This is a genomic window from Halorarius halobius (genome assembly GCF_024298865.1).
Classification (GTDB): domain Archaea; phylum Halobacteriota; class Halobacteria; order Halobacteriales; family Haloarculaceae; genus Halorarius; species Halorarius halobius.
Window position 1 is genome coordinate 3,589,687 of the sequence record NZ_CP101161.1, and the last position, 20,749, is coordinate 3,610,435.

The 20,749-nt window shown below is 66.2% G+C and carries 23 protein-coding genes; 12 read left to right on the top strand and 11 right to left on the bottom strand.

Annotated elements, in window-relative coordinates; translation table 11 throughout:
* Positions 1-70: 70 nt before the first annotated feature.
* From NL112_RS18915 to NL112_RS22980, 3 genes are all read right to left on the bottom strand, one after another.
* Positions 71-1,090, bottom strand: a complete 1,020-nt coding sequence (locus NL112_RS18915; RefSeq protein WP_255150405.1) for a tyrosine-type recombinase/integrase — start codon at positions 1,088-1,090, stop codon at positions 71-73.
* A gap of 313 nt (positions 1,091-1,403) precedes the next feature.
* Positions 1,404-2,471, bottom strand: a complete 1,068-nt coding sequence (locus NL112_RS18920; protein WP_255150406.1) for an acetylserotonin O-methyltransferase — start codon at positions 2,469-2,471, stop codon at positions 1,404-1,406.
* Between the two features lie 485 nt (positions 2,472-2,956).
* Positions 2,957-4,486 carry a DUF7351 domain-containing protein gene (locus NL112_RS22980; protein ID WP_434084190.1) on the bottom strand — a complete coding sequence of 510 codons (1,530 nt, stop codon included), beginning with the start codon at positions 4,484-4,486 and terminating at the stop codon, positions 2,957-2,959.
* Positions 4,487-4,801: 315 nt separating this feature from the next.
* Between NL112_RS22980 and NL112_RS18935 the strand changes: the two genes are divergently transcribed.
* The 6 genes from NL112_RS18935 to NL112_RS18960 all read left to right on the top strand — a co-directional run bounded on the left by NL112_RS18935 (position 4,802) and on the right by NL112_RS18960 (position 8,055).
* Positions 4,802-5,425: a universal stress protein gene (locus NL112_RS18935; RefSeq protein ID WP_255150407.1), complete on the top strand. Its 624-nt coding sequence runs from the start codon at positions 4,802-4,804 to the stop codon at positions 5,423-5,425.
* Between the two features lie 77 nt (positions 5,426-5,502).
* On the top strand, positions 5,503-5,982 hold the full coding sequence (locus NL112_RS18940; RefSeq protein ID WP_255150408.1) for an SRPBCC domain-containing protein: 480 nt from the start codon (positions 5,503-5,505) through the stop codon (positions 5,980-5,982).
* A 154-nt stretch (positions 5,983-6,136) separates the two neighbouring features.
* On the top strand, positions 6,137-6,577 hold the full coding sequence (locus tag NL112_RS18945) for an Hsp20/alpha crystallin family protein (protein ID WP_255150409.1): 441 nt from the start codon (positions 6,137-6,139) through the stop codon (positions 6,575-6,577).
* A 45-nt stretch (positions 6,578-6,622) separates the two neighbouring features.
* Complete coding sequence (locus NL112_RS18950; protein WP_255150410.1) at positions 6,623-6,841, top strand: DUF8015 family protein; 219 nt, start codon at positions 6,623-6,625, stop codon at positions 6,839-6,841.
* Positions 6,842-6,882: 41 nt separating this feature from the next.
* The gene (locus NL112_RS18955) at positions 6,883-7,653 is read left to right on the top strand and encodes a BtpA/SgcQ family protein (RefSeq protein WP_255150411.1); all 771 of its coding nucleotides are present in this window, start codon (positions 6,883-6,885) and stop codon (positions 7,651-7,653) included.
* A gap of 42 nt (positions 7,654-7,695) precedes the next feature.
* Positions 7,696-8,055 (top strand): hypothetical protein, encoded by a 360-nt coding sequence (locus NL112_RS18960; RefSeq protein ID WP_255150412.1) that lies wholly within the window; start codon positions 7,696-7,698, stop codon positions 8,053-8,055.
* A 1-nt stretch (position 8,056) separates the two neighbouring features.
* On the opposite strand, the gene NL112_RS18965 is transcribed toward NL112_RS18960, so the two are convergent.
* Both NL112_RS18965 and mvaD read right to left on the bottom strand, forming a co-directional pair.
* A complete protein-coding gene (locus NL112_RS18965; RefSeq protein ID WP_255150413.1) occupies positions 8,057-9,178 on the bottom strand; it encodes an NAD(P)/FAD-dependent oxidoreductase in 1,122 nt (373 codons plus the stop codon).
* Positions 9,179-9,235: 57 nt separating this feature from the next.
* Positions 9,236-10,207: a phosphomevalonate decarboxylase MvaD gene (gene mvaD / locus NL112_RS18970; protein ID WP_255150414.1), complete on the bottom strand. Its 972-nt coding sequence runs from the start codon at positions 10,205-10,207 to the stop codon at positions 9,236-9,238.
* Positions 10,208-10,295: 88 nt separating this feature from the next.
* Here mvaD and NL112_RS18975 point away from each other — a divergent pair, with 88 nt between their 5' ends.
* The 5 genes from NL112_RS18975 to NL112_RS18995 all read left to right on the top strand — a co-directional run bounded on the left by NL112_RS18975 (position 10,296) and on the right by NL112_RS18995 (position 13,953).
* Complete coding sequence (locus NL112_RS18975) at positions 10,296-10,709, top strand: DUF7541 family protein (protein ID WP_255150415.1); 414 nt, start codon at positions 10,296-10,298, stop codon at positions 10,707-10,709.
* A 31-nt stretch (positions 10,710-10,740) separates the two neighbouring features.
* On the top strand, positions 10,741-11,124 hold the full coding sequence (locus tag NL112_RS18980) for a DUF6684 family protein (RefSeq protein WP_255150416.1): 384 nt from the start codon (positions 10,741-10,743) through the stop codon (positions 11,122-11,124).
* 138 nt (positions 11,125-11,262) lie between these two features.
* The gene (gene ctaD, locus NL112_RS18985; RefSeq protein WP_255150417.1) at positions 11,263-13,062 is read left to right on the top strand and encodes a cytochrome c oxidase subunit I; all 1,800 of its coding nucleotides are present in this window, start codon (positions 11,263-11,265) and stop codon (positions 13,060-13,062) included.
* 190 nt (positions 13,063-13,252) lie between these two features.
* Positions 13,253-13,516, top strand: a complete 264-nt coding sequence (locus NL112_RS18990; RefSeq protein WP_255150418.1) for a DUF7520 family protein — start codon at positions 13,253-13,255, stop codon at positions 13,514-13,516.
* Positions 13,517-13,563: 47 nt separating this feature from the next.
* The gene (locus NL112_RS18995) at positions 13,564-13,953 is read left to right on the top strand and encodes a universal stress protein (RefSeq protein WP_255150419.1); all 390 of its coding nucleotides are present in this window, start codon (positions 13,564-13,566) and stop codon (positions 13,951-13,953) included.
* Here the strand turns inward: NL112_RS18995 and NL112_RS19000 are convergent.
* The gene (locus NL112_RS19000; protein WP_255150420.1) at positions 13,950-15,554 is read right to left on the bottom strand and encodes a class I adenylate-forming enzyme family protein; all 1,605 of its coding nucleotides are present in this window, start codon (positions 15,552-15,554) and stop codon (positions 13,950-13,952) included. The two genes, NL112_RS18995 and NL112_RS19000, sit on opposite strands and share 4 nt — an antisense overlap.
* A gap of 102 nt (positions 15,555-15,656) precedes the next feature.
* On the opposite strand from NL112_RS19000, the gene NL112_RS19005 reads away from it, so the two are divergent.
* Positions 15,657-16,484, top strand: a complete 828-nt coding sequence (locus tag NL112_RS19005) for a DUF7537 family lipoprotein (protein WP_255150421.1) — start codon at positions 15,657-15,659, stop codon at positions 16,482-16,484.
* On the opposite strand, the gene NL112_RS19010 is transcribed toward NL112_RS19005, so the two are convergent.
* Genes NL112_RS19010 through NL112_RS19030 form a run of 5 tightly spaced genes read right to left on the bottom strand, consistent with a single transcriptional unit; the run spans position 16,478 to position 20,700 of the window.
* Positions 16,478-17,134 carry a thioredoxin family protein gene (locus NL112_RS19010; protein WP_255150422.1) on the bottom strand — a complete coding sequence of 219 codons (657 nt, stop codon included), beginning with the start codon at positions 17,132-17,134 and terminating at the stop codon, positions 16,478-16,480. The two genes, NL112_RS19005 and NL112_RS19010, sit on opposite strands and share 7 nt — an antisense overlap.
* Positions 17,131-17,874 (bottom strand): ABC transporter ATP-binding protein, encoded by a 744-nt coding sequence (locus tag NL112_RS19015; RefSeq protein WP_255150423.1) that lies wholly within the window; start codon positions 17,872-17,874, stop codon positions 17,131-17,133. The genes NL112_RS19010 and NL112_RS19015 overlap by 4 nt, the downstream gene beginning before the upstream one ends.
* Positions 17,871-18,629 carry an ABC transporter ATP-binding protein gene (locus NL112_RS19020; RefSeq protein WP_255150424.1) on the bottom strand — a complete coding sequence of 253 codons (759 nt, stop codon included), beginning with the start codon at positions 18,627-18,629 and terminating at the stop codon, positions 17,871-17,873. Before NL112_RS19020 ends, NL112_RS19015 begins: the two co-directional genes overlap by 4 nt.
* The gene (locus NL112_RS19025) at positions 18,629-19,753 is read right to left on the bottom strand and encodes a branched-chain amino acid ABC transporter permease (protein ID WP_255150425.1); all 1,125 of its coding nucleotides are present in this window, start codon (positions 19,751-19,753) and stop codon (positions 18,629-18,631) included. The genes NL112_RS19020 and NL112_RS19025 overlap by 1 nt, the downstream gene beginning before the upstream one ends.
* Entirely contained in the window at positions 19,750-20,700 is a 951-nt protein-coding gene (locus tag NL112_RS19030) for a branched-chain amino acid ABC transporter permease (protein WP_255150426.1), read from the bottom strand. The genes NL112_RS19025 and NL112_RS19030 overlap by 4 nt, the downstream gene beginning before the upstream one ends.
* Between the last annotated feature and the right edge of the window lie 49 nt (positions 20,701-20,749).

The window sequence follows — 20,749 nt, forward strand, 5'->3', positions numbered from 1 at the left end:
GCACTGCCGGATACCGCAGGAGTAGTGAAAAAGTTGTGAATACCAACTTACGGTTATTGTGTGATTTGAATTATATATTGTTGAGATATTTTCTCCGCTGTTCCATCTTCGTTTTCTCATCCCGCCGGTCGTAGTGTTTGTCGAGAGTATCTGGGTTGACGTTCGCACGGGCTGAGACGACCTCAACCGGAACGTCTGAGCTGAGATGATGCGTTATCGCACCTCGGCGAACAGCGTGCGATGACACGCTCTCAGGACACTTCGACGCGTGGACGTACTCCGCAGCTTCGCATTCTTCCGGGTCTCGATTGAGGGGACAGGAAAGCCCAATTCTACACGGTCGCGACCAGTTGTACACAATCGTCGTCGGCGTAGTAGTATGCATTCGACCGTGTGAAGTTGCGATGAGTGGCTCTCGTCCGAATTCATCAACAACATCTGGCCGCTGATTGTCAATCCAGTCATCAAGCAGGCTGCAGACTTCGGAAGAGAGCGCGACGAATCGCTCTCCCTTCATTTTGTTTTTGATTGGCGTGTCCGTCTGTGGTCGATGGCGAATTTCCAGCGACTGTTCTTCTGGGTGGTAGTCAGACAAATCGAGTGTGCGGACTGCTCCACGGCGGAGCATCGTGTGCCACTGGAGCGTAAGCACCACGTGAGCTCGCGAGGCGTACTCGAATTTTCCCAGATGAGTCAGGATGGCTTCGGCTTGTTCCGGCGTAAGCCGGTCATCCCGGACGTTTTCGTCGGCATCAAGCTCTGGTGAGAGAACCTTCTCGCTGAGGTCGGGCTTGACTGCGTCGACGGTCTCTAGGAACCGGATGAACACGCGGAGCGTATCCATCTGGGTTTTTTCGGTGACGGGTTTGATTTCCCCATCGTGGCTTCGTCGCCATAGCCGGAACTCGTGGAGCAGGCGACCGGTGAGTTCGTTGAGATTCGTGAGCTCCTTTTCTTGTTCACACCAACGGACGAAGTGTCCAAGGCGGGATTTGTGGGAGCGAAGCGTCGATTGAGCCACTTCACGTTCACGGTGTTTGATATACAGTGCGAGTGCTTCGTCGGGCGCGATTGGTTCGAGGTCGTCCATGGTTGGTCCAGCAAATCCCAGTCGGGAGGGGGTGGATTCTGGACCAGCCTGCTGATTGATACTAGGTTGTTACGGGGTGGACAGGGTTCCTGCAGCGCCCATAAATTTTCGACGGGATAATCGCCCGGCGGCTCGCTGATAATCAGTCGAACGACTGGGTAGGGTGCTTTCGTTCGATAGCCGAACGCTGGGTGGCCCATCGGTGGGATTCGCGTACGTCCAAACTGGTAGCGGTTCGGAAAATCAATCGCCGATTGAGCTTCGAACTCATCGTATTCCAACGGAGATGGCGTGCTGACTATCGAGTCTGGACTCAACGTTTGTGTGCAATTCCCATACTCGCCGGCCCATTCAAATGCTGAACCTGAACGTCCTCGAAGCCTGCATCCTCCGCCCACGACACGAACTGTTGTCCGGTGTAGTCGAAGGCGTCACCGTAGTAGACGAGCATATTTAGCGACATCATCAGGCCCACGGTATTCGCCCGGCGCTCATCGTCGATGATGTGGTCGATAGCGACGAAGGTTCCTCCCGGGTTGACAGCGTCGTAGAATTTCTCCATGAGCGTCTTCTTCGTTTCCAGGTTCTCCTGATGCAGGATCAAACTCGCTGTCACCAGATCCGCGTCGGGTATCGGGTCCTCGTTGTAGTCACTGCTTACGGCGTCGATCCGATCCTCAAGGCCATCGGCCTGGATGCGCTCGCTGGCCAGTTCAGTTACCTCCGGCAGATCCGTCGTGGTAATCGAAAGGTGGGGTTCGCGTTGGGCCACGATTCGAGATAGGTCGGCGAGCGCACCGCCAACATCCGTCATCGTATCGTAGTCCGAGAAATCGAACTGCTCGGCGAACGCGACGAAGTTCCCCTTCGACAGCCCGGCCATCCCCTCGGCGAACGCCTCCAGTTCCATGGGGTCATCGTACATCTCCTCCCACAGGGGTTCGCCCGTCTCGTCGATGACTCCCTGTGGTTCGCCTGTCCGCAGACTCTCTTCGAGACCACCCCATACGTCGTAGGTTTGCTGGTTGAAGATGTTGATCGCGCCACCGATGTACCGTGGATCGTCATTGTTCAGAAATGCCGCCGTCTCCGGCGTGTTCCGGTACCGGGGATCGTCGCCGTCCCCGTCACGTTCGAGGAATCCGAGCGATGCGAGCGTGTCGAGGAAATCTCTGGTCGCTCGGGGGTGCAAGCCGAGTTCCCGTTCGATCTCGGAGGCTCGAAGCCCCTCGTCTGGGAGGGCGGTGAAGAGTTCGAGATCGACGGCGGCACCCAACACTTTCGTTCCCCAAAACCCCGTCGCCACCTGCATGATGTGTTCCGGGCTCGGTTCGGCCTCTTCGGGTGTGTGTTCTCCTTGGTCTGGTGTGGTTTCTGCCATGCGTACTCTCTGTGTAATCGGCCGTCGTCGGTTGTGCTTCCGCGTCACGTTCTACGTGGCACGCTGTAACGCCCATCGTCCACGGGGTCGCGTAGCGGGCATCGCCGGTCGGCACTGTACCCTCATGACCCACCTAATGATACTGTTGAGCGGCGCAAAAGTGTAATCTGTACGAGGTTTCAGTAAGTACACTGTCTGTCTGATTCGCCCTGTACGTCGTGTCTCGCCGACACAGGCGCGTTGCTGGTCACGGTGTGGTTTCTGTTGACTCCGGGGGGCGGCCCGAAGGCTCTATCAAGTTATATGTAGAAACCAGGACTCGGACGAGATGCAAATCGGTTCTCATATCCTGGTTCTGCCTCCTCGGGTGAACTCGTGTTCCAGTCCAAGAAAACTAGTCGCTGACTTGGCGTCGTCTGTGACCGAATGATAGAACAGGTGTAAGCTGATGTCAGTGATCTCGGAGCACTCGCCCGGACTTCAGGTCACTCCCGTTGTGTGACGGAGGCCGATAGTCCGGCTGAGTTCGATCGCGTTACGGCTGCCACGACAGACGACTCGGAACTCTCGGTACTCCTGTCTCGAACTTCATGAGCGAATTCCAGAACGGCTTTGTAGGACCGATCGAGCTGTCGGGCAATTTGTGTCAACTCTGTTGTGTTCCTCTCTCGGATGATATGGACCATTTCCGGAATAGATAGTTGATGGTCGGCGAAGAGCGTCCCCGTCAGGTCGTTGAATTTGCGATCACAGGCGTGGCACTTGTACCGTTGTGCGTCCTTATTCGTCGTTCCTTTCTTGATCGTATCCGTACTGTTGCAGTTCGGGCATCGAGTTCCATTCGGCCATCGAGAGCGTCGGAGTGCCTGTAGGCAGTCCTCGGTGTCTGGAAGACTGACCGAATCCTCGCTCTCCGGTCTGTCTGTGGAGGTGACCTCACTAGAAGAATTGCTGGCAATCCGCTTGTTCGCGTCCCCCGCCGAGCCTTGATCGGACTCGCAGTCGTCGCGGCAGACGTCTACAACAGTGAGCCTCCCATCGAGGGTCAGGTAGAGCTCCGCTCTGTCACATTTGGCTGTCACGCGAATCCGAACGGGATCTCTGGAGATCACCGTCTGTTCCTTTTTAAGGCGATCAAACAACCGACCACAGACCTCGGGGTCGTCAAGGCCGTAGGTCATGTCGAATCCGTGCTCGTAGTAAAACGCGACAACTGCGGGGTGGTCGAAGACAGCGACCCACGCCGGATAGGACGCACTGTGCTTGCAGACCGAGCACGCGTACCTGACCCGGGCTTCGTTCCAGCCACCACGTATCGACGTCCCACAATTGGGACAGAGTTCCCCGACTGGAGCGTCGTGGGACTCGCAGATTTGCAGCGATTTCCGGACCGGCCCGGAACATTCCGGACAGACACCCCTGATGAGTAACTTGACCGTTTGAAGGTATTCGATCGTCCCCGCTACGAAGACCTCCTCTGGCGTCCGGTGAGACAGGCCGGCGGGATTGAAATCGTCGTACACGATGAGCGTTCCCTCGGGCGTCTGTTCAGATGACTCGGGGCCGAGATTCCCTTCGCACTGGGTACAGATCTGATAGAGTCGTTCGTCTTCGTAACTGAGTTCTACCGGGCCACCACAGTGGTAGCAGGATCGAGGGATTTCGGTTGACGGGAGTCGGCGCGTTTCGAGACCCGAACCCGCGATAACTGCCCGGACGATTTTGAGCCCGGAGTTCCGGAGTCGGTAGCCATCGTCGGTCTCCTCGACATAGTGACCGACCAGCTTGTTGAGGTGGTAGCTGAAATTTCCGCTGTCGCGCACGCCGACACGGTCGAGCAGTTGTGAAAAAGAAATGGCGTTGTTCTCGGCATGGGGGTCGCAGATCTCCCACAATGCCAGCAGGATGGCCAATCGAACCTCGTCGCTCAATAGTTTGAACGCCTCAATCGCGTGAATGCCAGCGGTTCCAGCCGCTGACTCAAGCGGAGACGCGGACGCGTTCGAATTGTCCATGTGAGATATTACCACACACAGGTCAAAAACTGTTGGGCGAGGCGGTAGACGTACTCCGACCGCAGGAAGAATTTGATACCCACCCAACATCCGTCAGAACATCCCACATTGAACCTCTCGAATTCGGCCGCCTCACGCCTGAAAGGTCGATTCGTTCGATAGTCGAACCGGAGCCTGTAGCGACCACTCTCCTGTACGGGCAACCACTTCCGTAGCCACATCGAATCCGGGCGCATACGGTTCGCTGTGAGGCTGGGTTCTCAGGCGCTGGGAACAGTCGACACGCCTTATCCCCGGGGGCGCGTATCGCCGTCCATGTACGACAGGATTCTCGTCCCGACCGACGGGACGCCCGGCTCCGAGCGCGCCGTTCGAACAGGCCTCGACCTCGCGGGGAAGTACGACGCGACCGTATACGCCGTGTCGGTTCTCGACCGCGGGCCGCTGGGGCGCGACGGGTCACGCGACCGACGCAAAGCCGACGCGGAGGAGGCGCTGTCCGCGGCGGAGTCGGAAGCCGCGGACGCCGACGTTCCGATCCGAACCGAACTGCTGGAGGGGAAGGTGACCGACGCGGTGCTTTCGTACATCGACGAGAACGACATCGACCTCGTGGTGATGGGCACCCACGGCCGTCAGGGGTTCAGCCGGGTCGTCGTCGGGAGCGTCAGCGAGCGCATCGTTCGGGAGGCGGACGTGCCCGTGTTGACGGTCAGTCTCGGCACCGACTCGGTGCGGGTCACGTCCACCGAGGCGGCCCGCGACATCGCCCGCGACGCGCTCGCGGCCCGCGAGTACGAGTCAATCGAGGTCGAACCCGGCGCGTACGACGAACGGAGCGCGTACGTGGTGCAAGCGGTCGCCGACGGGACGCGGTACAACGTCCACGTCGAGAAGGCGACCGGACAGGCGCATCTCGTCTCGCTCGGCGACGCCTGAGCGGCGTCCGTCGCTGGCGGGCCACGAGCGAGCACGGCTCACGCGGTGTTGATGCTGTCGGCCGTCGAGCAAGCGGTATGCACGAACTGGAGACGGCTATCGACATCGACGCGCCCGCCGACGTGGTCTGGGCCGTCCTCACCGACTTCGACGCCTACCCGGAGTGGAACCGCTACACCCGCGTCGACGGCGAGGCAGTCGCGGGGACGACCCTCGAAGTCGCACCCGGCCCCGACGCGAACCGCGTGCCGACGTTCCGCCCGGAGATTCTCCGCGCGGACGGCGGGGAACTCCGGTGGCTGGGCCACCTGATTGTGCCCGGCCTGTTCGACGGCGAACACCGGTTCGTCGTCGAACCGCTCGACGGCGACCGGTCGCGGCTCGTCCAGTCCGAGCAGTTCCGGGGTCTGCTCGTCCGGCCCGTGCTGTGGTACGCCGGCGCGGACACCGAGGCGACCTTCGAGGCGGTCAACCGCGCGGTGAAGGCGCGGGCCGAGGCGCTCGCCGCCGACATCGGGGGTGACGGTCCCCGGGGGGACCGCGCTCCCGCGGCGTGAGCCGACGCCACGGCCGGGCGGTACGAGCGACGTACCCGTCGGAAACGCGACCTTACCGTCGAGTCGGCGACCCCCGGACGGTCGCCCCACGGACCCCTACCCGGGAATACCGAGCGGCTAACAAAGGCTGACGGCCGCGGAGGGTCGCTCGTACATGGCTCGATACAACCCGTTCGAGGAACTGAGCGAGATATTCGACCGGATGAGTCGGCAGTTCGACGAGACGACCGACACGTGGCAGTCGGAGTTCGGCGACTGGTCGCTGACCGGCCGCACACCGAGTCTGGACCTGGTCGAACACGACGACGAGTTCCGCGTCACGGTCGACCTCCCCGGCTACACGAAAAGCGACGTCGACGTCCGCGTCACGGACCACACGCTACACATCGAAGCCGAGCGCTCCGAGGAGGCCGAGGAGTCGAACGACCACTACCTGCGCCGCGAGCGGAGCCACCGACAGGTTGGCCGGCAGATTCATCTCCCGGAATCGGTCGACGCCGACGCCGTCGAGGCGACGATGAAGAACGGCGTGCTGACGATAACCGTCCCGAAAGCCGAACCAGCGACCCAGGGCCACGCCATCGAAATCGAGTGAGTGGTCGAGGCAAGGTTGTTGGTGACCGACGCGCTACACAGACACATGGACTACACCTGGCAGTACTACGACCTCCTGCTGGGCGGGGTCCTGGCGAGCATGCTCGCAGGTGCAGGCATCGGGGCGTTCACGCCCGTCGCGCTCCCGACGGCGGTGACGGCCTGTAGTCTGGTCGCGATTGCGCTCATCGGGCACGGCCTGTTCGTCAACGGCCCGGTCGACGACGCGAGCGACCTGACCGACGAGGTGGACGCGCTCAACTGACAGACCGCCGCGTTCTTGTGGCGACCACGCCCAGAGCAGGCATGGAGTTCACCGTCGCGGGGATGGTCCATCTCCCGCCGCTTCCGGGCGCACCCGAGTACGGCGGCGACCGGGCGGCCATCCGGGAGCGTGCTCGCGCAGACGCACGGGCGCTGGAGGCGGGCGGCGCCGACGCCGTCGTCGTCGAGAACTTCGGCGACGCGCCGTTCTACCCGGAGTCGGTGCCCAAACACGTCGTGGCCGACATGACCGCGCTGGTGGGCGCGGTGACCGACGCCGTCGACGTGCCCGTCGGCGTCAACGTCCTCCGGAACGACGCCGAGGCGGCGCTGTCCGTCGCGGCCGCGGCCGGCGCCGCGTTCGTCCGCGTGAACGTCCACGTCGGCGCCCGCGTCACCGACCAGGGCATCGTGGAGGGGCGGGCCCACGAGACGCTCCGACTCCGCGAGCGTCTCGACGCCGACGTCTCGATTCTCGCGGACGTGGCCGTCAAACACTCCGCACCGCTGGCCGACCGGCCCGTCGAGGACCAGGCGCGAGAGACGCTGGAGCGGGGCCGCGCCGACGCGCTCGTCGTCTCCGGTCCGGGAACGGGCGAAGCGACCGACCGCTCGGTGCTCGACCGGGCGGCACCCGTCTGTGCGACGGCAGACGCGCCGCTGTACGTCGGGAGCGGCGTCACCGCCGACACCGTGGCCGACTACCTCGCCGTCGCGGACGGCGTTATCGTCGGCACCGCCCTCAAGCGGGGCGACGACCCCGCGAACCCGGTCGACGAGGGACGGGTTCGGGAACTGGTCGCCGCGACGTAGCGGGCCACAACGCTTTATCGGCCGCGCTGACTCCCCCCGGACATGGCGCTCGCCGACAACATCGTCGTCCTGCTCGTCAGCCTGTTCATCGGTGGCATCGGCATCTACGTCGGGGCGGCACTGCTGGCTCAGTCGCGGAACTACGGCCACGCCGTCGTGACGGCCGGCATCGGCGCGGTCGTGTGGGCCGTGGTCGGTAGCCTGGTCGGCGGGGTGCCGCTTCTCGGCCCCCTCGTCACCTTCCTCGCGTACCTGCTCGTCATCAAGTGGCGCTACGGCACCGGCTGGCTCACCGCCGGCGGCATCGCCCTGGTGGCGTGGATAGCCGCGCTGGTCGTGCTCGCGTTGCTCGCAGACCTCGGCTACGCCGAGTTCTCGGCGGTCGGCATCCCGAACGTCTGACTCACAACTCCTCGCGGACGAGCGCCGCCGCCTCACGGACCGCGCCCATCCCCCCGAGATACCCGGCACCTATCGTCGCTTTCGCGGCGCGGGCGGCCTGTCCCCGGAGCACGGTCGGGCCGACCTGAGCGACGGCACCGTCGCCGACCGAGACCACCCACCCCGGCGAATCGAACGTGTAGCGGTCGAGTCGCGGCGGGAACCCTTCGGGGTCGTCGAGGTCGTGAGCGACCAGCGCCGCCACGTTGTCGGCGGCGACCCGCGCCTCCCGGATGGCGGTCTGGGCGCTGGCGGGTACCGCCTCGCCGCCGGCGTCGACCACGCGGGCGGCGTCTCCCACGAGGAAGGTGCCGTTCTCGCCCCGGAGGTCCGAGCGCGTCTCCGGGCGCTGGCCGCCCATCGCCGGCGACCCCCGGATGCCACCGGTCCAGACGAACTGGTCGTACGCGAGCGCGTCGCCCGACGCCAGCGTGACGGCGTCGGCGTCGGCCCCGTCGACCGTCACGCCCGTCCGGATGGTCACGTCCCGGGCGTCGAGTGCCTCGCGGACGGCCGTGCTGAACGGCGCCGGAAAGCCGGGCGCGACGCTGTCGAACTGCTCCAGAAGCACCACGTCGGCGTCGAACCCCTCCTCGTCGGCCGTCGCCGCCAGTTCGCCCGCCACCTGCACCCCCGAGAGCCCCGCGCCCCCGACGACGACGCGGCCCCCCTCGTCCGCGAAGAACTCGGCGCGGATGCGCTCGGCGTGTTCGAGCCGCTTCAGCGGCGTCGCGTGCGTCTCCACGTCAGCGAGGCCGTGGAAGTCGGTGACTGCGCCCAGCGCCACCACCCCGTAGTCGTAGTTCAGCGGCTCGCGACCGTCGAACGCGACGACGCCGTCGGCGGCGTCGACCGACTCGACCCGGGCGGTCACTATCTCGGCACGGTCCACCACCTCGTCGAGCGGTACCCGGATGACCTCGGCCAGTTCCGGCCGCCGAATCACCCGGTGGAGTTCGTGCTGGACGAGATGGTAGTCCGTCTCGTCGACGAGGGTGATGTCGGCCCCGTCGGGGAGCGACCGCTCCAGTCGACGAGTCGCGGCGACCCCCGCGTAGCCCGCACCGAGTACGGCGACGTGCATGGGCGAACTACGGCACGGCGTCGTTTCAGTCCTCGGGCGGCGGCCGGGGCCGCCGATTCAGAACAGCGCCTCGCTCTCCGGGAGCACCTGCGCGGGGCCCCCGACTTCCCACACGCGTGTCGGCACGAGTTCCGAGATGGCTTCCTCGACGCGGTCGACGTGTTCGGCGGTGGTGTTGACGTACACCGACGCGCCCGTGTCAGTCGAGAAGTAGACGGGGACGCCCTCCTCGTTTCGCAACTCCCGCACCCGCTCGAACACCTCCAGCGTCTCGGGTTGCCAGTACACCCACGCGGCGGGGCCGGTCATCGTCGTCGCCGCCAGCGACAGCGAGTCCTCCTCGGCGAGTTCGAAGGCGGCGTCGAAGTCGGCCGTCCGGAGCGCCTCACGCATGTCGGAAATCTGCTGGTGGATGTGCGCGAGCCGTGCCTCGAACATGTGGGAGGCCTCGGCCTCCTCGTGGGCCTGCTCGGTGTGTTTGAACGCGGGGACTTCGGCGGCGACGACGCGCAGGTCGTCCTCGAGGTCGGTCTCGATGCGGTGCGAGCGGCAGTCCTCGTCGTTCACGCCGGTCTCCAGGTGGGAGAACGCCCCCGTGACCGCCCGCGCCGCGGAGGCGGAGCCGCGCCGGGCGACCGTCGACATCTCGGGGTGCGAGAGGTCCAGCCCCGCCGCCTCGCAGAGCGCGACCGCCGCCGCCGCAAAGCCCGACGACGAGGAGCCGAAGCCGATGTTCGTCGGGAAGTCGTTCTCCGACTCGAAGCGGACGCGGTGGTCGATGCCGGCACGCTCGCGGACGTGGTCGACGACCGAGAGGACGCGCTCGCGGCCGCGACCCGTCACTTCGTCGCCATCGATGACGAGTCGGTCGTCGTCGAGCGCGGAGTCGAACGCGGCGGTCGTCTTCGAGCGTGCCGGCGCGGTGCTGACGCTGATGGAGTCGTGGTACGGGTAGCGGAGTTCGGAGTCCCGCATCCCGTGGTACTTCACGAGCCCCTGGATGGGGTGGGCTTTCGCGGTCGCCTTCATACACGCCCGGGCGGCCGTCGGGCCGATAAACCTCCCGACCCGCACCGGGACCGACGGGTCTTTGGCCCGCCGGCCCTACGTTCCGGTGATGACAGCAGACGCCGACGCTTCCGCGGTCAGCGACGCGCGGAAGGCCAGTCCGTGGCCGCTGTTCGTCGCGCTCGGCCTCGCGGTCGGCGAGGTGGGCGTGGTGATGGCGCTGTACCCGGTCGCCGTCGCGGGCCTGCTCCTGTTCGTCGGGAGCGTCGCCGGCATCGTCTCCGAGGCTGGGTACGCCGAACGGCCGTGGCGACTGCTCGCCGGGCTCGGGGCCGTGCTCGTCGTGTTCGGCCTGTGGGTCGTCTCGACGCAACTGTCGGCCGGCACCGCGTGGCTCGCCGCCGCCTCGACGGCCGACTCCATCGTCCTGCGCGGCTTCTCCATCGCCGCCGCGGGCGTCATCGCCGTCGCGGCGGGCGGTGCCGGCGGGGCCGTCGCCACGGACCCGGGGGCGAATCAATAGCCTCTTGGGGACCGTCTCCAAACGTCCCCCAATGGCATCACGCACGTTCGACCGGGAAACGCTCCTGGACCTCACGGTGAACATGATTCCGCTCGGAATCATGCTGTTCTTCATCGGCGTGTTCGTCCTCTACAACCCGTTCGGGACGGACCCGGTGGCGACGGCGCTACAGTTGACCATCGTCGGCGTCACGTTCCTCGCGCTTCTCGTGCTCACCTACTACTCCGGGAAGGCCATCTCCGAGGCCGAAGAGGAACTGGAGGCGGAGGCCGGCGAGCACGCCGAACCCGACATGGCCGACGAGGAGGTAGACGCCGACGTCGACGACGAGGGGTTCGACGAGGTCACGTCGGACGAACCCGCCGAAGGTGCCGCCGCGGTCGGCGTCGACGGCGAGCACGACGAGAACGCGTAACCCGGCCGGATACCCCCGCAGTCGCGGCACACGCGACCGCCGAGCGCGAGCCACGGGTTTCCCCGAAGGCGGCAGGATTCGCCGCCGCGTCGGAGCGGGAACACAACCTTTCTAACCCACCAGTCCTCAGGCCAAAGCATGGCAGGAGAACAGCTTGCGCTAACCGTTCTCATGGGGGTCTTCCTCGTCGCCGTCGTCGCCCTCTTGGCCCGCATGGAGAACTGGCGTAGCTACACGCCGCTCGCCGGCGGTGGACTGGGCTACGGAGGCGAGACCGGACACTCCCACAAACCGTCCGGACTCACCCGCTGGCTCACCACCGTCGACCACAAGGACATCGGAATCATGTACGGCCTGTACGCCACCATCGCGTTCGTGTGGGGCGGACTGGCCGTGATGCTCATGCGCGTCGAACTCGCCGCGCCCGGCACGGACGTCATGGCCCAGCCGTTCTACAACTCGCTTCTCACGAGTCACGGCATCACCATGCTGTTCCTGTTCGGGACGCCCATCATCGCCGCGTTCGCGAACTACTTCGTGCCGCTTCTCATCGGCGCGGACGACATGGCGTTCCCCCGCATCAACGCCATCGCGTTCTGGCTGCTGCCGCCGGGCGCGCTGCTCATCTGGGCCGGCTTCTTCACCGCCCCGCTGGGCATCGGCATCGACCCCGCACAGACGTCGTGGACGATGTACACGCCCCTCTCGGCGGAACAACCGAACCCCGGAGTGGACCTGATGCTTCTGGGTCTCCACCTGACGGGCGTCTCCGCGACGATGGGGGCGATAAACTTCATCGTCACCATCTTCACCGAACGTGGCGACGGGGTGAACTGGGCGAACCTCGACATCTTCTCGTGGACCATCCTCACCCAGTCGGCACTCATCCTGTTCGCGTTCCCGCTGCTCGGGAGCGCGCTCATCATGCTACTTTTGGACCGGAACTTCGCCACGACGTTCTTCACCGTCGAAGGCGGCTCCCCGATACTGTGGCAACATCTGTTCTGGTTCTTCGGCCACCCCGAGGTGTACATCCTCGTGCTCCCGCCGATGGGACTGGTCTCGTGGATACTACCGAAGTTCTCCGGCCGGAAACTGTTCGGCTACAAGTTCGTCATCTACTCGACGCTGGCCATCGGCGTCCTCTCCTTCGGCGTCTGGGCCCACCACATGTTCTCGACGGGCATCGACCCCCGCGTCCGGGCGTCGTTCATGGCCGTCTCGCTCGCGATAGCGATACCATCCGCGGTGAAGACGTTCAACTGGATAACGACGATGTGGAACGGCCGCGTGCGGCTGACCGCACCGATGCTGTTCTCTATCGGCTTCGTCGCCAACTTCGTCATCGGGGGTATCACCGGCGTGTTCCTCGCCGCCATCCCCATCGACCTCGTGTTGCACGACACCTACTACGTCGTCGGCCACTTCCACTGGATAGTGATGGGAATGATAGCGTTCGCCGGCTTCGGAGCCATCTACTTCTGGTTCCCCATCGTCACGGGGAAGATGTACCAGCGCACGCTGGCGAAGTGGCACTTCTGGCTCTCGGAGATCGGCGTCGCAATCACGTTCTTCGCCATGCTCATCCTCGGCTACCTCGGCATGCCGCGCCGCTACGCCACCTACGAGTTCGACGCCGCCATCGCGCCGCTGGCGCAGGTGACGACGCTCCACCAGATAGCGACGGTCGGCGCGTTCATCATCATGTTCGGGCAGATGATCTGGGTCTGGAACATGGTCCAGTCGTACATCGAGGGGCCGACCGTCGAGGACGGCGACCCCTGGGACCTCAAGGAGACCGGCCAGCACTCCCGCGAGTTCGAGTGGTTCGAGGACCAGCTCCCGAGCGACATCGCGGTGACCGACGGCGGCGAGCAGGAGGACGTCGCCACCGACGGCGGCGTCGAGCCGGCCATCCGCCGCGTCGACGACGAGTAACCGCTCGCTTTTCGTGTTTTCCGGCGCCGACCAGCTACGCGGGCGACGTGATGACGAGGACGATTCCCGTGATGAACATCATCGCGGCGATGCCCGCGAGCACTCCAAGTAGCGCGTCCTTCTCGGTCATACCCGGAGGTTGGGACCCCAGGTCAAAAGCCTCATCGTCCGCAGGCTCCGAGAAGGGAGCGTGAGCGATTCGGAGGTTACCCGGACCGGCGGCCCGCGTCTCGTGGTCGGACTGTACGTCGTCGTCGTCGCGCTGACCGCCGGACTGGGGTTCGTCCTCGGCGTCATCGCCCCACAGGGGCTCGACCCCGAGCTGTTCGGGGTCGTGCAGCTACCGCCCACGCCGCTCGGGATGGCGGTGTACGGCGCCGTGACCATCGGCACCCTGCTGGGTCTGCTTCTGGTTGCCGTCGTCTACGTCTCCGACCGGTACGCGGACGCGTAACTGCGCGAAACGGAAGCTATTACCCGCTACCGGCCGACGTCGGTCCCATGTACCACGTCGTGATGGGCATCGGCCCCGACGACGGGCAGGCGGGCGTGAAGGCGGATGCGGTCGTGGGCCTGCCGCGTGCCACCGACAGCGTCCGGGCGACCGTCGTCCACGCGAGCGACGACCCCGAACTCGACCCCCGCCGCGTCCCGTCGGTCGTGGTGGCACTCGACCATCTCGAGGAGGCGGGCGTGGAGACGGAGACCCGCGTCGTCGACGGCGACCCCACCGACGCGGTCGTCGCGGCGGCCGAACGGCTCGAGGCCGACTGCATCTGCGTCGCCGGGCGCCGTCGCTCGCCGGCCGGCAAGATGCAGTTGAAGGGCGGCGCACAGCAGGTCATCCTCGGGACGGACCTGCCGGTGCTGGTGGCCGGACGTGCCGACTAACCCTGGCCGACCATCCGCTCCTCGTCGTCCCACTCGCGCTCGCGGAGTTCGTACTTCTGGACCTTCCCCGTCGCCGTGGTCGGTAGCTCCTCGACGAACTCAACGCGGCGCACCCGCTTGTAGGACGCGAGCTGGTCTTTGGTGAACGCCTTCAGTTCGTCGGCGGTGACGCCCGGCGCGTCGGTGTCGCCGTTGGCGGGCACGACGAACGCCTTCACCGTCTCGCCGTACTGGTCGGAGGGTGCCGGGATGACCGCCGCCGCGGCGACGGCGTCGTGGTCGTACAGCGCGTCCTCCACCTCGATGGAGGAGATGTTCTCCCCGCCCGAGATGATGATGTCCTTCTTCCGGTCCTGGATGGAGATCATCCCGTTGTCGTCCAGCGTCGCGAGGTCGCCGGTGTGGAACCAGCCTTCGAGGCGGGCGTTGAACGCCTCCTCGGTCGCCTCCGGCTTGTTCCAGTACTTCTCCATCACCTGATTGCCGCTGACGACCACCTCGCCGATGGTCTCGTCGTCGCGGGGCACCTCGGTGCCGTCCTCGTCGACGACGCGGACCTCGGTGCCGAGATACGACAGCCCCTGTCGCTTCTTGATCTCGAACCGGTTGTCGTCGCTCGTCAGCCGCGGCGTGTCGCTGGTGGTGACGAGCGGCCCCGTCTCCGTCAGCCCGTACACGTGCATCAGGTCCCAGCCGAAGTCCTCCTCGACGGTGCGGATGGTCGCCTCCGGCGGCGCCGACCCCGCGGTCGCACACCGGACGGGCGCGTCGCCAGTCGTCACCACCTCGTTGTCGGCGTAGTAGTCCAACAGCATGTTCAGCACCGTCGGCGCCGCACACATGTACGAGACGTCCTCCTCGCGAACCGCCTCGAAGATGTCGGCGGCGTCGACGCCCCGCGTACAGATGTGGCGCGCGCCGATGCCGGTGATGGCGAAGATGTGCCCCCAGCCGTTCGCGTGGAACATCGGGAGCGTCCACAGATACGTGTCGTCGTCGGTGATGTGCTGGTGGCCGACCACCAGGTACGCGTGGAGCGTCTCCGTCCGGTGGGTCCGACAGACCCCCTTCGGGTCGCCCGTCGTCCCCGACGTGTAGTTGATGGTGATGATGTCGTCCTCCGACATCTCCGGGCGCTCGTACGCGCCGTCGTTGTCGACGGCCGCGTCGAACGACTCCCAGTCGCCCTCGACGGCGTCGGCGTCGTTCGTGATGAACGTCTCCGTCGGCACCTCGTCACGAATCGTTTCGATTTTCTCCGCATACTCGAAGTCGGCGTAGATGGCGTCGACGCCGGCGTCCGAGAGGATGTACGCGAAGTCGTCGGGCGTCAGCCGGTAGTTCAGCGGCGTGTGGACGCCGCCGACCTGCATGATTCCGTAGGCGGCCTCGAGGTGGTAGTGGGTGTTCGGGTCCAGCACCGCGACGCGGTCGCCCTTCTCGATGCCCCGCTCCTGGAGGGCGGCGGAGAACCCGTCGGCCCGCTCCCCCAGTTCGTCGTACGTGTAGCGGGTGCCGTCGGTGGCCAGCATCGCCTCCTGGTCGCCGTAGTGTCGCCGAGCCCTGTCGAGGAACTCGGTGACGAGTAGTGGTTTGCGCATACGGGTACCGATTCGACTGGCCCCCTGTTAACCGTTCACCCTAGGGGTTTAGCGGCTCAACCCACGCGAGGGTTTAGGCGCCTCGCGCCCACAGGTGGTCGCATGCGCGCCGGCGTGGCCGTCGTGGCGGTGCTCGCCCTCCTCGCGGGCTGTAGCGGAACCCCCGTCGGGGACGCGACCCCGACCCGGACGATAACGCCCGTCGAGGTGCCGGCGAGCGACCGCATCGCACCTGGCGTGACGGCCGACGGCGTCGTCGACCCGCAGGCGCTGGGGGCGGCCCACGCGGGCGCACTCGACGACCGGAGCTACACGCTGACCGCCAACCACAGCAGTACGTACGCCAACGGGAGCGTCCGGTCGGCCTACGACGTGCGGGTGTGGCTGAGCGCCGACCGCGACTACCGGGCAGTGAGTCGGACCGCGGGCCCCGAGGCGCCGGTGTTGCTCGGCGCGCCCCCCGCGAGCGGCGAGTTCTGGTCGAACGGGACGACCTACGTGGCGGCGGTCAGTCACGCCAACGAGACCCGGTACAACCGGTTCCGGCCGCCGGACGGCTACGCCGGGACGTGGCGCTACTGGATCGAGGCGGTGGCGCTCGACGGCGACCCCGCGGCGGCCGTCGCTGGAGTCACGCGCGCGGCCGACCCCGAGCCGGTCGGCAAGCGCTCCGTCGGCGGGACCGTCGTCTACACGCTCGTCGGGGACTCGACCACGGCGCCGGCCGGGAGCGACGCGCTCGTCGACGCCCGTGACGCGGGGGTGACGGTGAACGTGACGGAGACGGGGCTGGTTCGCTCGTACACCCTACGGTACACCGCGACGACGGCGGCGGGTGCGACGGTCACCGTCGTCCGACGGGTGCGGTACGGGAACGTCGGGGCGACGACGGTCGAACGCCCCGACTGGTTCGACCGGGCCGTTCAGTAATGGTCGGCGAACGCCTCGCGGAACCGGTCGGGGGACCCGTACCCCCTGAGCCGCGCGACCGGCTCGCCGTCGCGGAACAGGAGCGCAGTCGGTGCGGCCTCGACGTCGTACTCCCGGAGAAACGCCGGCGTTTCGGATGCATCGACGCCTGCGAAATCCACGCGGTCGGGTGCGGCCGCGCGGATGGTCCCCAGGTCCCGCTTGAGCGCCTCGCAGGGGTCACAGCCGCGGTCGAACACGACCACGACGCGGTCCTCGCCGGCGAGATAGGTCGGAAAGTCGTCGTCCAGTTCCGGGATATCGTCGGGGACGGGCGAGTCGGGGGCGACCGCCTGAACCATCCCGACCATCGCCTGCAGTTGTTCGGGGTCGGCGCCGTCGACGTGCGACCGGAGCGACAGCAACACGCACAGCTGTTCGCGCGTGACGCCGAGGTCGGCCACCCGGTCGGCGGCCGTCGCCACGTCGAGGTCGAACAGCTCCGCGACGGTGGCGTGGAACTCTCCGTCGTCGGCGTCGCCGTACGTCGCCCGGTAGACATCGAGCGTCGACTCGAAGGCGTCGGTGCGGACGACGCCGTCCTCGCGTTCGGCGAGCACGTCCGCCTCGACGAGTCGGTCGAACAGTGCCTCGCGGTCGAGACCCGTCATACGCCCAGATAGCGCTGGCGCGTCTCCTCGTCGGCCTCCAGTTCGTCGGCCGTTCCCTCGAACACGACCTCTCCCTGGTCGACGACGTAGGCGCTGTCGGCTATCTTCGTCGCGGCGACGGCGTTCTGCTCGACCAGCAGGATGGTCTTGCCGTCCTCGCGGATGCGCTGGATTGCGGCCTCGACGCTCTCGATAATCTGGGGTGCCAGCCCCTCGTAGGGCTCGTCCAGCAACAGCAGGTCCGTCGGCTGACGGAGCGCCCGCCCGATGGCGAGCATCTGCTGTTCGCCGCCCGACAGCGTCCCGGCCCGCTGTTTGGTCCGCTCCTCGAGCCGGGGGAAGTAGTCGTACACCTCCTCGAGGGCCATCCCCTCGCGGGTGGTGGCGACCGACCGGCCGAGCCGGTTGGAGGCGTTCCGCGACACCTCCGGGAGCCGGAGGTTCTCCGCGACGGTGAGATTCGGGAACACCCGCCGCTCCTCCGGCACCAGCGAGATGCCGCGGGCGGCGATGTCCTCGGGCGCGTCGCTCGTCACCTCCGTGCCGGCGAACTCGACCGACCCGGAGCGCACCTCGGGCGGCGTCGCTCCCGCGATACACCGGAGGGTGGTCGTCTTGCCGGCGCCGTTGCGGCCGAGCAGGGTACAGATTTCGCCCTCCTCGACGCTCATCGAGACGCCACGGAGGATGTGACTCTCGCCGTAGTGAGCGTCCACGCCGGAGAGTTCGAGCAGGCTCACGCCTCGACACCTCCGAGATACGCGTCCTGGACGCTTTCATCCTCGCGAATCTCCGCCGGCGGCCCCTCGGCGATGACTTCGCCGCGGTTGAGCACGATGATGCGGTCGGAGATGCTGAACACTATCTCCATGTCGTGTTCGACGAGGAGATAGGTGAGGTCGCGACCCTCCTTCACCTCCTCGATGAGGTCGACGGTCGCTTGCGTCTCCTCGGGCGACATGCCGGCGGTCGGCTCGTCCATCAGGAGTAGATCCGGCTCGGCGGCCAGCGCGATGCCGATTTCGAGGCGGCGCTTGTCGCCGTACGGCAGGTCCTCGGCGGGCACGTCGCGCTGGCCCCACAGCCCCACGTCGGAGAGGGTGGTGCGGGCCAGTTCGTCGACCTCGGGGTAGGAGTCGAGCCGGCTGAGGAAGTTGAACCGGAACTTCCCGTGCTCGGCGGCCAGCGACGCGATGCGGGCGTTGTCGAGGACGGACAGCTCCGGGAAGATGGAGGCCGTCTGGAACGACTTGGAGACGCCACGCTGGACCACCTCGTGGGGGTCGAGCCCCAGGATGGAGTCGCCGTCGAACCGGATGTCGCCGCTCGTCGGCTCCAGCCGCCGGGTGACGAGGTTGATGAACGTCGACTTGCCGGCGCCGTTGGGGCCGATGAGGCTGACGCGCTCGTCTTCCTCGATGGTGACGTTCACGTCGTCGGTCGCGGTGACCCCGCCGAACTGCTTGACGAGGCCCTCGGTCTCTAGCAGCGGCATCACTCCTCACCTCCGGTGGCGGCGCCGGTGCCGACGGCGCCGCGCACCCAGTCGCGAATCGTCGTGAGCGCCCCCCAGACGCCGCTGGGGAACGACCACACGACGACGACGAACACCACGCCCAGAAGCAGGTGCCAGAGACCGCCCACGAACGTGATGAGGATGTTCGACATGTACAGGTAGAGTGCGGCGCCGACGAAGCCGCCGAACAGCGTGCCGACGCCCCCGAGGATGCTCATGATGACCACGTCGCCGCTGATTATCCAGTAGAACGACGAGGCCGACGCCGAGGAGTTGTACAGCGTGAACAGCGCGCCGGCCAGTCCGGCGAACGCGCCGGAGATGACGAACGCCATCAGCTTGTACCGCCAGACGTTGAGCCCGACGAACTCCGCGCGCTGTTCGTTCTCGCGGACGGCCCTGAACACGAGCCCGTACGGCGAGTTGAGGATGCGGTAGGCGACGGCGACCGACACCACCGCGAACAGCCCGACGACGACGTAGAGCCACGACGGGATGATACCCAGCGGCGACAGCACGGGAACGCCCGCCGACAGGGGGATGGCCCCGAGCAACGGCGGGATGTCCAGAAGCAGGCCGTCCTCGCCGCCGGTGATGCCGCCCAGCGGGCCGAACACGGTGTAGAATATCATCTGGCCGAACGCCAGCGTCAGGATGGCGAAGTAGATGCCACCCCGGCGCAACGACAGATAGCCGATGAGCCACGCCAGCAGGACGCTGACGACGACGCCCGCGACGACGAGTACCAGCGGGTAGCCCACGCCCGCGTACTCGACGAGCATGCCGGCGACCATCCCGCCAGCGCCCCAGAAGGCGGCGTGGCCGAACGACAGCAGGCCGGTGAACCCGTGGAGCAAGTCGTACCCCATCACGAAGATGCCCCAGATGAGGATGAGCGTCGTCAGCGCGGCGTAGCCGTTCAGCAGAGTGCTGACGACCGGCGCTTCGGCGAACAGGTACGGGAACACCAGCACGCCCAGCAGGGTGATGCCGACGATGCGGAGCTCGTCGCGGCCCAGAAACGTCGGCGAGGAGTCCCCGACCAGTTCTTCGTCCGCCTGGGCGGTCGCGCCGCCGTCGGTCTCGACGTTCGGGTCGGTCACGCGCCGACCACCTCCTCGCCGAGCAGGCCCTGTGGCCGGACCAGCAGGATGACCGCCGCGATGGCGTAGATGCCCACCTTCGACCAGGGCGCGAGGTTGTACGCGCCGATGGACGTCTGGATGAGCACCGCCTGGGTCATCCCGAGCGTCAGTCCTGCGAGGACGGCCCCCCGGATGGAGCCGACCCCGCCGATGACGACGGTGAGGAACGCCGGAACCAGGATGTCGGTGCCTGCGCTCGGGTTAATCGGGGACAGTGGCCCGCCGACGACGCCCGCGACGCCCGCGAGCGCGGAACCGATGCCGAACACGACCAGATACGGCCGCGTGATTTTGATGCCGAGCAGGCGGACCATCTCGGCGTCGACCGTGCCCGCGCGCACGACCAGCCCGAAGTCGGTGTACTCGACGAGCGCGTAGACGCCGGCGACCAGAACGGCCGTGATGACGACGATGTAGACGCGCCACTCCGAGATGGCGATGCCCGGAATCGGGATGGGGCCGCTGGCCCAGGCCGGCTGGTCGAACGGCTGACTGCTCGACCCGAAGGTGACCCGCAGTATCTCCTGGACGATGATGGCGAGCCCGAAGGTGACGAGTATCTGGTCGGTGTCGGGTCGGTCGTAGAACTTCCGAGCGATGAACCGCTCGAACAGCAGACCGACCGCGAACACCACGACCGACACCGCGACGAGCGCGACGATGAAGCCGGCCCCGAGCCCGAGCTGTGAGAGGCCGAGCGCGGTGGCGTACCCCTCGTGGACGGTGATGCCCTGCGCGACGTACAGCCCGAAGTAGGCGCCGATGATGTACAGTGCGCCGTGTGCGAAGTTGACGAAATCGAGGGTCCCGAGGATGATCGACAGCCCGACCGCGAGCAGGACGTAGATGGCACCCTGCTGGAACCCGTTCAACAGTATCGAGACGACGTCCGTGGCGAGGCTCACGATACCACCCCGGCGGACGTAGTTGTTGGCATGTTCATGTGCGTGAATG

Coding starts and splice junctions, on each gene's coding strand:
- NL112_RS18915 (WP_255150405.1), bottom strand. CDS start 1,090: ATGGACGACCTCGAACCAATCGCGCCCGACGAAGCACTCGCACTGTAT.
- NL112_RS18920 (WP_255150406.1), bottom strand. CDS start 2,471: ATGGCAGAAACCACACCAGACCAAGGAGAACACACACCCGAAGAGGCC.
- NL112_RS22980 (WP_434084190.1), bottom strand. CDS start 4,486: ATGGACAATTCGAACGCGTCCGCGTCTCCGCTTGAGTCAGCGGCTGGA.
- NL112_RS18935 (WP_255150407.1), top strand. CDS start 4,802: ATGTACGACAGGATTCTCGTCCCGACCGACGGGACGCCCGGCTCCGAG.
- NL112_RS18940 (WP_255150408.1), top strand. CDS start 5,503: ATGCACGAACTGGAGACGGCTATCGACATCGACGCGCCCGCCGACGTG.
- NL112_RS18945 (WP_255150409.1), top strand. CDS start 6,137: ATGGCTCGATACAACCCGTTCGAGGAACTGAGCGAGATATTCGACCGG.
- NL112_RS18950 (WP_255150410.1), top strand. CDS start 6,623: ATGGACTACACCTGGCAGTACTACGACCTCCTGCTGGGCGGGGTCCTG.
- NL112_RS18955 (WP_255150411.1), top strand. CDS start 6,883: ATGGAGTTCACCGTCGCGGGGATGGTCCATCTCCCGCCGCTTCCGGGC.
- NL112_RS18960 (WP_255150412.1), top strand. CDS start 7,696: ATGGCGCTCGCCGACAACATCGTCGTCCTGCTCGTCAGCCTGTTCATC.
- NL112_RS18965 (WP_255150413.1), bottom strand. CDS start 9,178: ATGCACGTCGCCGTACTCGGTGCGGGCTACGCGGGGGTCGCCGCGACT.
- mvaD (WP_255150414.1), bottom strand. CDS start 10,207: ATGAAGGCGACCGCGAAAGCCCACCCCATCCAGGGGCTCGTGAAGTAC.
- NL112_RS18975 (WP_255150415.1), top strand. CDS start 10,296: ATGACAGCAGACGCCGACGCTTCCGCGGTCAGCGACGCGCGGAAGGCC.
- NL112_RS18980 (WP_255150416.1), top strand. CDS start 10,741: ATGGCATCACGCACGTTCGACCGGGAAACGCTCCTGGACCTCACGGTG.
- ctaD (WP_255150417.1), top strand. CDS start 11,263: ATGGCAGGAGAACAGCTTGCGCTAACCGTTCTCATGGGGGTCTTCCTC.
- NL112_RS18995 (WP_255150419.1), top strand. CDS start 13,564: ATGTACCACGTCGTGATGGGCATCGGCCCCGACGACGGGCAGGCGGGC.
- NL112_RS19000 (WP_255150420.1), bottom strand. CDS start 15,554: ATGCGCAAACCACTACTCGTCACCGAGTTCCTCGACAGGGCTCGGCGA.
- NL112_RS19005 (WP_255150421.1), top strand. CDS start 15,657: ATGCGCGCCGGCGTGGCCGTCGTGGCGGTGCTCGCCCTCCTCGCGGGC.
- NL112_RS19010 (WP_255150422.1), bottom strand. CDS start 17,134: ATGACGGGTCTCGACCGCGAGGCACTGTTCGACCGACTCGTCGAGGCG.
- NL112_RS19020 (WP_255150424.1), bottom strand. CDS start 18,629: ATGCCGCTGCTAGAGACCGAGGGCCTCGTCAAGCAGTTCGGCGGGGTC.